The following is a 12,197-nucleotide window of genomic DNA, read 5'->3' on the forward strand; positions in this document are numbered from 1 at the left end:
CGCATGCGCTACCTCGCGCTCCTGCTGCTGGCGCCCTGGCTGATCGTGCTGGGGTGGGCGTATTGGGCCTATCCGAAGTCGTTGCTGAAGAACGCGACGCGTCGGGGCTTCGATCTGCTCGCCCTGCTCGCGGCGGTCGTGGCGTCGGTGCAGGCGGCGCTGGTGGCGTACGACGCGGTGGAGCTACCCGCGGCCGACGAGTTCGGGCCGAAAAGCGGCGCAATCTGGCAGCAGGTGGTGCCGGCGCTCTATGGCTATGGTGCGTTCGTGGCGGTGCTGGCTTTGGCGTTGATCGTGCGCCAGCTCGTCTGGAAGCGCAGAAAACCCTTGTAGGAGCGCGCTTGCGCGCGATCGCGCGCAAGCGCGCTCCTACAAGAGCCGCATCACTTGCCGCGTAGCCGGATTGTCATACCCTTCAGGAAATTGCGCAGGAACTGGTCGCCGCAAAGGCGGAAGTTGCTGTGTTTGGGCTGGCGGAAGAGGGCGTTGATCTCGCCCTTGGACACGCGAAAACCTGCCTCGGTCATGATCGCGAGGATGTCGTCTTCCTTCAGTTCGAAGGCGACGCGCAGTTTCTTCAGCACGACGTTGTTATTGATCCGCGGCTCGACCGGGCGGGGCGGCTGGCTGTCGTCGCGACCGCGGCGATGCACGATGAGGCCGTCGAGGAAGTGCGCCATGGCGATGTCCGGCATGGCGACGAAGCCGGGTTCGTCTTCCTTGGTCAGCCAGGTGCCGACCTCTTCGCGGGTGGCCGTGTAGCCGGCCAGGGCGAGGATATCGACGACGTGGACGTCGCCGAGGTCGAGCATGTAGCGGATGCTGCGGAGGGTGTCGTTGTTCTGCATGGCGAAAGGATACCTGTAGGAGCGCGCTTGCGCGCGATCGCGCGCAAGCGCGCTCCTACAAAAGCGAACGCCGCCCCGTTGGCACGAGGCGGCGTTCGCAGGTTCTCACACGTGCTTAGTTCGGCAAGCCCAGATCGTCGATCATCGCCTTCAGGAAGCGCGCGGCCTCGCCGCCGGTGGCGGCGCGGTGGTCGAAGGTGAGCGACAGCGGCATGCGGCGGTGCACTTCGATGCCGCCCATCACGGCGACCACGTCGTGGCTGAGCTTGCCGGCGCCGATGATGGCGACGGTCGGCGGCACAACCACCGGGGTGGCGTAGCGACCGGCGAACATGCCGAAGTTCGACAGGCTGATCGTGTAGCCCGAGAGCTCCGAGGCCGGGATGCTGCGGTCTTCCACCGCCGTGCGCAGGCGCTTGATGGCGGCGCGAACGCCGGCACCGTCGAGCACGTCGGCGTTGCGCAGGGCCGGCACGAACAGGCCGTCCTCGGTGTCCACGGCGATGCCGATGTCCACGTGCGGGTGCAGCGTGCGGGTGAGGTTCTTGCCGTCGAACCAGGCATTGAGCGCCGGCACCGTCTTGCAGGCCACCACGATCGCGCGCACGAGGCGGGCGGTGATGTCCTGCTTGCCGATCCAGGCGTGCAGGTCGGCGTCGTCGACGATGCTGGTCGGCACGACGTTGGCGTGGGCCTCGGCCATCACGCGGGCCATGTTGCGGCGGACGCCCTTGAGCTGCTCCGGCTGGCCCATCGTGTCCGCGCCCGGAGGGGCGGTACGGACCGGCTTGCCGGCCAGCGACACGGCGGTGCGCTGCTGCGGGGCCGGGCCCGGCTCGGGCAGGGTGGGGGCGAGGTGCTGGGCCGAGGCCGGACGGGCCGGGGCGGCGCCAAGCTGCGCGCTGCCGTTGGCGGCGGCGTTCTTGACGTCCTGCATGGTGATGACGCCACCGGCGCCGGTCGCTTGCACGCGGGCGAGGTCGACCTTGAGCTTCTTGGCGGCGGCGCGCACGGCCGGCACGGCCTTCACGCCACCGGCGCTGGAGACCTGCTCGGTGTGCACGGCATTGCCGCTGACCATGGCGCCCACGACGGTGCCTTCGTCCTCGCGGTCGGCCTTGGCCTTGGGCGGGTCGATCTCGCCGCCGTCGTCGGAGGCGACGACCTTGGAGGCGTCATCGGCGGCGGGGCTGCCGACGCCCTTCTTCGGGCCGTGGTGGTGACCGGTGGATTCGGCCTCGGCACGCTGGCGGGCATTCGGGTCGATCTCGAAGTCGGCCAGGGCCGAACCGGTCTCGATGATGTCGCCGGCGGCGCCGTGCAGCTTCTTCACGGTGCCGGAGTACGGCGAGGGCACGTCGACGACGGCCTTCGCGGTTTCCATCGACACCAGCGGGGCGTCGAGCTTGATGGTGTCGCCTTCCTTGACGTGCCATTCCACGACGGTCGCGTCGGGGAGGCCTTCGCCGAGGTCCGGCAGGTAAAAGGTCTTGATGTCGGCCATGTGCTGGATTCCTCAGGACGCCGCGAGCGTACGCTCGGCGGCCTCGACAATGCGTTCGACGCTGGGGAGGTACTTCATTTCCAGGCGGAACAGCGGGATGTGGGTATCGAAGCCGGTCACGCGCTCGACCGGGGCGAGCAGGCTGTAGAGGCATTCCTCCGACAGGCGCGCGGCGATCTCGGCGCCGAAGCCGGCGGTCTTCGGCGCTTCGTGCACGATGACGCAGCGGCCGGTCTTGGTGACCGACTCGGCGATGGTGTCGAAGTCGAGCGGGGTCAGCGTGGCGACGTCGATCACCTCGGCGCTGATGCCCTTCTCGGCCAGCTCGTCGGCGGCTTCGAGGCATTCCTTCACCTGGGCGCCCCAGGTGACCAGGGTGACGTCGGTGCCGTCGCGCAGCACGAAGCACACGTCGAGCGGCAGGGCCTCGCCGTCGTCGGGCACTTCTTCCTTGTACTGGCGGTAGATGCGCTTGGGCTCGAAGAAGATGACCGGATCCGGATCGCGGATGGCGGCCAGCAGCAGGCCGTAGGCGCGCGCCGGCGACGAGGGCATCACCACGCGCAGACCGGGGATGTTGGTGAACAGGTGCTCGTTGGCCTCGGAGTGGTGCTCCGGGGCGCGGATGCCGCCGCCCCAGGGGGCGCGCCACACGGCCGGCACGGTCATGCGGCCGCGGGTGCGGTTGCGCATGCGGGCGGCGTGGCAGGCGATGTGCTCCATCATCGGGTAGATGAAGCCTTCGAACTGTGCTTCGGCGACGGGCTTCATGCCCTGCACCGCGAGACCGACGGTGAGGCCGGCGATGGTGCCTTCGTCCAGCGGCGTGTCGATAACGCGCTCTTCGCCGAACTGCTCCTGCAGGCCCTGCGTTGCGCGGAACACGCCGCCATTGACGCCGACGTCTTCGCCGAGCACCACGACGCTTTCGTCGTTGCGCATTTCATAGGCGAGCGCCTGGGTCACCGCTTCGATAAGAGTGATCTGTGCCATGGGAAGGAATCCTTACTTGCGATCGAGCGAGGCGACGAGGTCGCGCTGCGGTTCGAGGTCGGCCGGGAGTTCGGCGTACAGGTAGTCGAACATGGCCGTCGCCGGCTGCACCTTCGATTCGAGGTACGCGTTGACCTCGTTGTCCATCCAGTCGTCGCACTCGGCCTTCCAGGCTTCTTCCTTCGCGTCGTCCCACTTGCCCTTGGCTTCGAGCCACTTGCGCAGGCGCGGCACGGGATCGCGCTGCCAGGCGTCCTTCACTTCCTGCTCGCCACGGTAGCGACGGGCGTCGTCGGCGGTGGTGTGGTCGCCGAGGCGGTAGGTCACCGCTTCGATGACCGAGCCACCCTGGCCGGAACGGGCGCGCTCGAGCGCGTCTTCCATGGCCTTGCGCACGGCGATGATGTCGTTGCCGTCCACCTGGATGCAGTGCAGGCCGGCGGCGATGCCCTTCTGGGCCAGCGTGCCGGAACCGCTCTGGATGCGGCGGGGTACCGAGATGGCCCACTGGTTGTTCACGATCACGGCGACCAGCGGCAGGTTCTGCGCGCCGGCGACGTTGATGGCGCCGTAGAAGTCGCCCTTCGACGAGCCGCCGTCACCGATGGTGCACACGGCGACGCGCGGCTCCTTGCGGATCTTGAAGGCCAGCGCCGAACCGGCGGCGTGCAGGCACTGCGTACCGATGGGCACGCACCAGGCGAAGTCGTGCGCCGGGGCTTCGGAGAAGTCGTTGCCGCGCTCGTCGCCACCCCAGTAGGTGTAGACCTCGCGCGGCTTCACGCCACGGTACAGCTGCGCGCCGTACTCGCGGTACGACACGGCCAGCGAATCCTCGCGACGCATGGCGCTACCGATGCCGACATGAGCGGCTTCGTGGCCCAGGCAGGACGCGTAGGTGCCGAGCTTGCCGGTACGCTGGAGCGCGATCGACTTGGTATCGAACACGCGGGTGGAAACCATGAGCTTGTAGAGCTCGACCATGTGGTCGAGATCCTTGGCGAATTCTGGCAGTTCCTTGCCGGTTTCCTTGCCGTCCTGGTCAAGGTATTGCAGGTATTCGATTTCGAACTTGGCGGCGATGGACACGACTCGCTCCCAGGGGAAGGTTAGAAACGACACGCACGAAAGGGGGAAGCGGCCAAGCCCATCCAGCGGGGCGCGACACGGCTTATCAGGTCTTGCGAGCCGGACTAGATATCAGGGGTATTATCACCCGGCAAGGCACGGCGCAGCATCAAACCTCCGTTAAGGCCCCCGGGAAGGGGGTTTCCGGCGGCTTGTGGCGGCTGTCAACCCCCTCAATGTGAAGACCTCCATGGCCAATCCGCAGCGCGACCTCGAAGCCGGTATCCGCACCGATCTCGACGGGCGCCTTACCTACGGGCAGTACCTGAAGCTCGACCAGCTGCTCTCGGCGCAGCAGCCGCGCAGCGAACCGGCGCATCACGACGAGATGCTTTTCATCATCCAGCACCAGACGTCCGAGCTGTGGCTGAAGCTGATGATCCACGAGCTGGATGCCGCGCTGGCGCGCCTGCGCGCCGACGACCTGGAGGGCGCGCAGAAGATCCTTGCCCGGGTCAAGCAAATCCAGCACCAGCTGTACGAGCAGTGGGGCGTACTGGAAACGTTGACCCCCGCGGAGTACCTGCAGTTCCGCGACGTGCTGGGGCCGTCGTCGGGATTCCAGTCGCTGCAATACCGCATGGTGGAATTCATGCTCGGCAACAAGCACGCCGACATGCTGCGCGTGTTTGAGCACGATGCGGTCGCGTACGGTCGCCTGCGCGCGGTGTTCGATGCGCCGGGCCTGTATGACGAATACCTGCGTTTCCTCGCGCGCCGGGGGCATCTCGTGCCGGCGGAGATCGTCTCGCGCGACGTGACCCAGCCATGGACGTCGCAGCCGTCGTTGCTGCCGGTGTTGCGGCGCATCTACGAAGATACGGGGCGGCATTGGCCCGAGTACCACCTCAGCGAGCAGATGGTGGATATCGAGGAAGCCTTCCAGCTCTGGCGCTTCCGCCACATGAAAACGGTGGAACGAATCATCGGTTTCCGTGCGGGTACGGGCGGCTCGTCGGGTGTCGCCTTCCTGCGCAAGGCGCTGGAACAGAGTTTCTTTCCTGAACTGATCGAGGTGCGTACCGTCCTGGGTACCTGAATTTGACGGATCGCGCCCGGGCGGGTACACACGCACATCGCAGATTTTCGCGCGGACGCTTGCGTCCGCCTTCGTACCGCCAAGGGAAGCCATGACACCGACCGCCCCAGCCGACGCCCGGCCCGTGCCCGACTATCCGCAGACCATGGGACACCCGCGTCCCCTGTGGATGCTGTTCATGACCGAGTTCTGGGAGCGCTTCGCCTTCTACGGCATGCGTTGGGCCCTGACGCTCTACATCGTGGCCGAATTCTTCTCCGGCGATCAGTCCGGACAGGGCTACGCCAGCCGCACCTACGGCGCCTATCTCGCGCTGGTCTATGCCTCGGCGATCTTCGGCGGCTACGTTGCCGACCGCGTCCTCGGTTACCAGCGTTCGATCCTGGTCGGCGCGATCGTCATGGGCGCGGGCCTGTTCATGGTAATGGTGCCCGACAAGGACATCTTCCTCATCGGCCTGTCCACGGTGATCGTCGGCAACGGTCTGTTCAAACCGAACATTTCGTCGCTGGTGGGCCAGATCTATCCGGTCGGCGACGAGCGTCGCGACCGCGGCTTCACCATCTTTTACATGGGCATCAACATGGGCGGCTTCCTCGCCCCGCTGGTCACCGGCTGGATCGCCTCGGTGCTCACCGATACGCCTCTGCAGCAGAACTACCGTGCCGTGTTCCTTTCCACCGGCATCGGCATGGTCATCTGCTTCATCTGGTTCCTGATCGGCAAGCGCCAGCTCAAGGGCGTGGGCGCGCCGCCGCCGGAACGTCACGCGATGAAAAGCCTGGTGGGCGTGGTCGTCGGCATCCTCGTGGCGGTGCCGCTGGTTTATCTCCTGATGGCCCAGGCCGGTGCGATCTTCGTCGCGTGGCTGCTCGGCGCGCTGTTCGTCGGCGTCGCGGTGATGCTGGTGCTCGAAGCCGTGCGCCACGATCGCATCCAGATCCACCGCGTCATCGCGATGCTCGTGCTGTTCGCCTTCAACGTGCTGTTCTGGATGTTCTTCGAACAGGCCGGCAGCTCGTTCAACTTCCTCGCGCAGAACATCGTCGATCGCCAGATGTTCGGCTGGGAATTCCCCACCGGCTGGTTCCAGTCGGTGAACTCGGCGGCGATCCTGGTCTTCGCCCCGCCGGTGGCGCTCGCCTGGGCCCTGCTGGCCAAGGCCCGCAAGGAGCCGTCGATCCCGCGCAAGTTCGGCCTGGGCCTGCTGTTCAACGCGGTGGCCTTCCTGATCCTGATGTACGCGCTGAAGGACCTGGTGGACGTTCGCGGCCTGATCCCGTTCTGGCCGCTGGCCGCCTGCTACGTGGCGCAGACCATCGGCGAGCTGTGCCTGTCGCCGATCGGCCTGTCGATGGTGACCAAGCTGGCCCCGATACGCGTGGTCGGCCTCGCCATGGGTGGCTGGTTCCTCTCCACGGCCATCGGCAACAACCTGTCCGGCCTGCTGGCCGGCCACATCAGCGGCGAGAACGGCATGACCGTGGCGTCGGCGCTGTCTGGCTTCACCTTCAGCTTCGAACTGCTGCTGGGCGCCGGTATCGTGCTGTTCCTGATCGCCCCGCTGATCAATCGCCTGATGCACGGCATCAAGTGATCCTGTAGGAGCGCGCTTGCGCGCGATCGCGCGCAAGCGCGCTCCTACAACGGCGGTGGCCGCAGGTTTCGGCGGTTGTCGCGAGTCTTATCCAACCATCAGCTTGTCGAGGATGCGGCCCAGCCAGGCGGTTTCCTCGTCGTCCAGCTTGGCCAGTAGCGCGCGCTCATGGGCCCGTGCCCTCGGCGCCACCTCGTCGTGGATCGCCCAGCCGGCCTCGGACAGCTTCAGCACCGAGCGCCGCTTATCGTCGTCGTGGATGCCCTTGTCCACCCGGCCGGCCTCCACCAGCCGCGCTACGGCGCGGCTCACGGCCACCTTGTCCATCCGCGACCGGTCGACCACCTCCCGTGCGGATACCTCCGGAAAGCGCGCCAGGATCGTCATCACGCGCCATTCCGTCATGCTGAGGTCGAATTTGTCCTGATACTCGGCCGCGATGGCCTGGCTGACCGTGTTCGACAAAATGGACAGCCGATAAGGCAGGAAACGTTCTAGCTCGAGGGGTGCGTGGGCGGGGACGATCTCTATGGACATTGCTGCGCCAGTCCTTGCAATTGGTTACAAGTGAAACTATAAGTTCGATTCATAGGGCGCAAGCCGCGCCCACGCCTGCCAGGAGTATCGCCCATGAGCGCCCAGCCCAACATCGGTATGGAAGTCACCACCTTCGAAAACCCCCAGGGTGTCGATGGCTTCGAGTTCGTCGAATTCGCGGCTCCCGACGCCAAGCTGCTCCACGACCTGTTCCCGAAGCTCGGTTTTATCGCCGTGGCAAAGCACAAGTCGAAAAACATCACCCTGTATCGCCAGGGTGAATGCAACTTCCTCGTGAACGAGGAGCCCAACTCCTTCGCCACGGATTTCGTCGCCAAGCACGGCCCCTGCGCCTGCGGCTTCGCCATCCGCTTCAACCGCCCGGCCACCGACGTGCAGGCCACGGCCCTGTCCAACGGCGCCGAGATGCTGACCGCGTTCACCGACACGCTCGCCCTGGACGTGCCCACCATCAAGGGCATCGGCGACGCCTGCCTGTACCTGATCGACACCTATGGCGCCAAAGGTGACTGCTTCGACGCCGAATACGATTTCTTCCCCGGTGTGGAGCGTCACCCGAAGGGCTTCGGCCTCACCTTCATCGACCACCTGACGCATAACCTGCACTTCGGCAACATGCAGAAGTGGTCGGACTACTACGAGCGCCTGTTCAACTTCCGCGAGATCCGCTATTTCGACATCAAGGGCGCGAAGACCGGCCTCGTCTCGAAGGCGATGACCGCGCCGGACGGCATGGTGCGCATCCCGCTGAACGAAAGCTCGGACCACGGCTCGCAGATCAACGAGTACATCCGCGAGTACAACGGCGAAGGTATCCAGCATATCGCGCTGTTCACGGACAACATCTACGAAACCGTCGAAGCCATGCGCGAGAAGGACGTGGCCTTCCTCGATACGCCGGATACGTACTTCGAAGTCATCGACGTACGCATCCCGGGCCACAGCGAAGACGTGCCGCGCCTGCAGAAGAACAAGCTGCTGATCGACGCTGATCCGGAGACGCACAAGAAGCTGCTGCTGCAGATCTTCACGCAGAACAACATCGGTCCGATCTTCTTCGAGATCATCCAGCGCAAGGGCAACGAAGGCTTCGGCAACGGTAACTTCCAGGCCCTGTTCGAGTCGATCGAACGCGACCAGATGCGCCGCGGCGTGATCTGACCCTGAGGTTGTGGGGGCACGCTTGCGCGTGATCGCGCGCAAGCGCGCTCCTACAATGCCAGGTAGCCATCGCCTCAGGACACTTTCGATGACCCACACCGACGACACCCGCGGCTACCAGACCGGCTTCGCCAACGAATTCGCCACCGAGGCGGTGCCGGGCGTGTTGCCCACGGGCCAGAACTCGCCGCAGCGCGTGGCGAAGGGCCTCTACGCCGAGCAGCTGTCCGGCAGCGCGTTCACCGCGCCGCGCCATCGCAACCTGCGCAGCTGGCTCTACCGCATCCGTCCGGCCGCGCAGCACTCGCCGTTCCGGGAACTGGCACACGACAGCTTCCACAACCGCTTCGACGAGGCGCCGGCCACGCCCAACCAGATGCGTTGGGATCCGTTGCCGATGCCGGAGGCGCCGACCGATTTCCTGGATGGCCTGTACACCATGGGCGGCAACGGCGGCCCGGCCGAGCAGGCGGGCGTGGGCATCCACCAGTACCTTGCCAACCGCTCCATGGAAGGGCGTTACTTCTACGATGCCGATGGCGAGCTGCTGATCGTTCCGCAGCAGGGGCGCCTGCGCATCCGCACCGAACTGGGCGTGCTGGACGTGGAGCCGTTGGAAATCGCGGTGGTGCCGCGTGGCGTGCGCTTCCTCGTCGAACTGCCTGACGGACAGGCGCGTGGCTACATCGCCGAGAATTTCGGCGCATCGCTGCACCTGCCGGACCTTGGCCCGATCGGTGCCAATGGTCTGGCGCATCCGCGCGACTTCCTGACGCCCGTGGCGGCGTACGAGGACCTCGATGGCGATTTTGCCCTCGTCGCCAAGTTCCAGGGCGCCTTGTGGCAGGCCTCGATCGACCACTCGCCACTCGACGTGGTGGCGTGGCATGGCAACTACGCCCCGTACAAATACGACCTGCGCCGCTTCAACACCATCGGCTCCATCGCGGTGGATCATCCGGACCCGTCCATCTTCACCGTGCTCACCTCGGCCAGCGATACGCCGGGTACGGCGAACATGGATTTCGTGATCTTCCCGCCGCGCTGGCTCGTGGCCGAGCACACCTTCCGTCCGCCGTACTTCCACCGCAACGTGGCCAGTGAGTTCATGGGCCTGATCGACGGTGCGTACGACGCCAAGGTGGGGGGCTTCGTCCCGGGCGGCTCCAGCCTGCACAATTGCATGAGCGGTCACGGTCCGGATGGGGCGAGCTTCGAGAAGGCGTCGCATGCCGACACCACGAAGCCCGATCACATCGTCGGTACCATGGCCTTCATGTTCGAAACGCGCAAGGTCATCCGGCCCAGCCGCCAGGCGCTCGCGTCGCCGGCGTTGCAGGGTAACTATTACGAATGCTGGCGCGGCCTGAAGAAGCACTTCGACCCGAACGCCGCCTGATCCAAGGACACGCATGAAACTCGCTTCATTGAAGGAAGGCGGCCGTGACGGCACCCTCGTCGTCGTCAGCCGCGACCTATCCCGCGCCGTGAAGGCCAAGGGCATCGCCAGCACGATGCAGGCCGCGCTGGACGACTGGCACGCCATCGCGCCGCGCCTGAACGCGCTGTCGGAAGACGTGAACGAGGGCCGGGCCGAGGGTGCTTTCGACCTCGACATGACCCAGCTTGCCGCGCCGTTGCCGCGCGCGTTCGAGTTCGTGGACGGCAGCGCCTACCTGCCGCACGTCGAGCGCGTGCGCCGCGCGCGTGGTGCCGAGGTCCCGGAATCGTTCTACACGGACCCGCTCATGTACCAGGCGACCAGCGCCGGGTTCCTTGGTCCCCGTGATCCGGTGGTGGTGCCGAGCGAAGACTACGGCATCGACCTCGAAGCCGAGGTGGTGGTGATCACCGACGACGTGCCGATGGCGGCGACGCCGGCGCAGGCATCGGGTCATATCCAGCTGGTCGGTCTGATCAACGACGTCTCGCTGCGTGGCCTGATCCCCAACGAGCTGGCGAAGGGCTTCGGTTTCCTCCAGTCCAAGCCGCGCTCGGCGCTGTCCCCCGTGTTCGTCACGCCGGACGAACTGGGCGATGCATGGCAGGGCGACAAGCTCCACCTGCCGATGCGCACCTGGATCAACGGTAAGTGGTTCGGCGAGGCCGAGTGTGGCGTCGACATGCAGTTCGACTTCTCGCAACTGGTGGCCCATGCGGCCAGGACCCGGCCGCTCACTGCCGGCACCATCGTTGGCTCGGGCACCATCGCCAACGAGGACACCTCGAAGGGTGCGTCGTGCCTGGCCGAGCAGCGCACGGTGGAAACCCTGCGCGACGGCAAGCCGTCCACGCCGTTCCTGTGCTTTGGCGATACCGTGAAGATCGACGTTACCGACAAGACCGGCGTGTCGATCTTCGGTGCGATCGAGCAGGTCATGCGCAAGCTCTGATGCTGCGGCCGCGCCCCTCGCGAGGGGCGCGGCGCACGGATCAGGAGCCTTCCACCTTGTAGCCGTGGCGGATGCTGCTCATGGAGATGGGGAAGATGACGTAACGCATACCGGTCTCCCCGGGCTTCAAGGGATCCCAGTGCATCTGTTCGACGGCGCGTGCCAGCCGAACGCCGCTGCTGGGCTCCGGATACGCATCGATGAGCCAGCGGCGGGCGATATCTCCGTTGGGCGCCACCTCGACGAAGTACTGGGCGTATGAGCCCTCGTCACGCTCGGTGTTGGTGATCGCGGCCAGTTGGAACCGGGCCGGACGATGGAGCTGCCCAAGGCCCGGGCCTTCCCGTCGGGTTCGTGGATGGGCCGCGGCGAGTTTTTCCAATCCAGCCAGGCGGGCATTCACATCGACGATCAGTTTCTGGTCGTCGACAGGCCCCAGTGCATCGTTCACGCGCTTGAGCAGCATGGTGAAGTAGCCGGCCCCGGCGACGGTATCGCCGCCGTCCTTCGTCGCATTGGCGCGTTGCAGGTAATAGGCACGCTCGACCTGCACCCAGATCATGGCTTCGCGGGCGTGACCGTCCGCCAACTCCAGCTCCGCCAGCTTCAGCATCGCGCTCAGTCGCCCCTGGGCCGCCGCACCATTGAGCAGGTCGCGTGCCTTGTCATGGTCCTCTTCGAACACATGCGCCGGGTGTCGCGGTCCCCAGCGATAGAGCGAGCCGGCGACCTCCATGCTGTTGTCGTTGCCGGCCACGGCTGAGCAAAGCAGCAGGTGGGCCAGCTCCTGACGCTTCGCGTCGGGCGTGTTCGTATCGAGCAGGCCCTGGCCGATAAGTGCGCCGGTGGGCGGCAGGTCGGCTGGGCAATCCGCACCGAATGCAACCTGGGTAGCGAGGGCCACGCAGGCGAGGGCGGCAAGACGTCGTGTCATTCGTTTCATCCCCTGAAAAGAAAGCGGCCCGCACGAAATGTG

Annotated in this window: 12 protein-coding genes; 6 read left to right on the plus strand and 6 right to left on the minus strand. The window is 65.9% G+C overall.

Annotated features, from left to right (window positions below):
* Positions 1 to 3 precede the first annotated feature (3 nt).
* Entirely contained in the window at positions 4 to 333 is a 330-nt protein-coding gene (locus tag GAK28_RS07170; RefSeq protein ID WP_291776597.1) for a hypothetical protein, read from the plus strand.
* 50 nt (positions 334 to 383) lie between these two features.
* Here the strand turns inward: GAK28_RS07170 and GAK28_RS07175 are convergent, their stop codons facing one another.
* The 4 genes from GAK28_RS07175 to pdhA form a co-directional block, all read right to left on the minus strand.
* Positions 384 to 848: a DUF1456 family protein gene (locus GAK28_RS07175; RefSeq protein ID WP_291776598.1), complete on the minus strand. Its 465-nt coding sequence runs from the start codon at positions 846 to 848 to the stop codon at positions 384 to 386.
* Between the two features lie 115 nt (positions 849 to 963).
* The gene (locus GAK28_RS07180; protein ID WP_291776600.1) at positions 964 to 2,352 is read right to left on the minus strand and encodes a dihydrolipoamide acetyltransferase family protein; all 1,389 of its coding nucleotides are present in this window, start codon (positions 2,350 to 2,352) and stop codon (positions 964 to 966) included.
* 12 nt (positions 2,353 to 2,364) lie between these two features.
* The gene (locus GAK28_RS07185; protein WP_291776602.1) at positions 2,365 to 3,345 is read right to left on the minus strand and encodes an alpha-ketoacid dehydrogenase subunit beta; all 981 of its coding nucleotides are present in this window, start codon (positions 3,343 to 3,345) and stop codon (positions 2,365 to 2,367) included.
* A 12-nt stretch (positions 3,346 to 3,357) separates the two neighbouring features.
* Positions 3,358 to 4,434 (minus strand): pyruvate dehydrogenase (acetyl-transferring) E1 component subunit alpha, encoded by a 1,077-nt coding sequence (gene pdhA / locus GAK28_RS07190; RefSeq protein ID WP_291776603.1) that lies wholly within the window; start codon positions 4,432 to 4,434, stop codon positions 3,358 to 3,360.
* Positions 4,435 to 4,663: 229 nt separating this feature from the next.
* Here pdhA and GAK28_RS07195 point away from each other — a divergent pair, with 229 nt between their 5' ends.
* Together GAK28_RS07195 and GAK28_RS07200 are read left to right on the plus strand one after the other, a co-directional pair.
* Positions 4,664 to 5,512, plus strand: a complete 849-nt coding sequence (locus tag GAK28_RS07195) for a tryptophan 2,3-dioxygenase family protein (protein ID WP_291776605.1) — start codon at positions 4,664 to 4,666, stop codon at positions 5,510 to 5,512.
* A 91-nt stretch (positions 5,513 to 5,603) separates the two neighbouring features.
* Positions 5,604 to 7,109, plus strand: a complete 1,506-nt coding sequence (locus tag GAK28_RS07200) for an oligopeptide:H+ symporter (RefSeq protein WP_291776607.1) — start codon at positions 5,604 to 5,606, stop codon at positions 7,107 to 7,109.
* An 87-nt stretch (positions 7,110 to 7,196) separates the two neighbouring features.
* Here GAK28_RS07200 and GAK28_RS07205 read toward each other — a convergent pair whose 3' ends face one another.
* A complete protein-coding gene (locus GAK28_RS07205) occupies positions 7,197 to 7,646 on the minus strand; it encodes a MarR family transcriptional regulator (protein ID WP_291776609.1) in 450 nt (149 codons plus the stop codon).
* Positions 7,647 to 7,739: 93 nt separating this feature from the next.
* Between GAK28_RS07205 and hppD the strand changes: the two genes are divergently transcribed.
* The 3 genes from hppD to GAK28_RS07220 all read left to right on the plus strand — a co-directional run bounded on the left by hppD (position 7,740) and on the right by GAK28_RS07220 (position 11,221).
* Positions 7,740 to 8,828, plus strand: a complete 1,089-nt coding sequence (gene hppD / locus GAK28_RS07210; protein ID WP_291776610.1) for a 4-hydroxyphenylpyruvate dioxygenase — start codon at positions 7,740 to 7,742, stop codon at positions 8,826 to 8,828.
* An 88-nt stretch (positions 8,829 to 8,916) separates the two neighbouring features.
* Positions 8,917 to 10,227: a homogentisate 1,2-dioxygenase gene (hmgA, locus tag GAK28_RS07215; protein ID WP_291776612.1), complete on the plus strand. Its 1,311-nt coding sequence runs from the start codon at positions 8,917 to 8,919 to the stop codon at positions 10,225 to 10,227.
* Between the two features lie 13 nt (positions 10,228 to 10,240).
* On the plus strand, positions 10,241 to 11,221 hold the full coding sequence (locus GAK28_RS07220; protein WP_291776614.1) for a fumarylacetoacetate hydrolase family protein: 981 nt from the start codon (positions 10,241 to 10,243) through the stop codon (positions 11,219 to 11,221).
* A 40-nt stretch (positions 11,222 to 11,261) separates the two neighbouring features.
* Here GAK28_RS07220 and GAK28_RS07225 read toward each other — a convergent pair whose 3' ends face one another.
* A complete protein-coding gene (locus GAK28_RS07225; RefSeq protein ID WP_291776616.1) occupies positions 11,262 to 12,155 on the minus strand; it encodes a hypothetical protein in 894 nt (297 codons plus the stop codon).
* Between the last annotated feature and the right edge of the window lie 42 nt (positions 12,156 to 12,197).

It is taken from the genome of Luteibacter sp. (genome assembly GCF_009912395.1).
Classification (GTDB): Bacteria; Pseudomonadota; Gammaproteobacteria; order Xanthomonadales; family Rhodanobacteraceae; genus Luteibacter.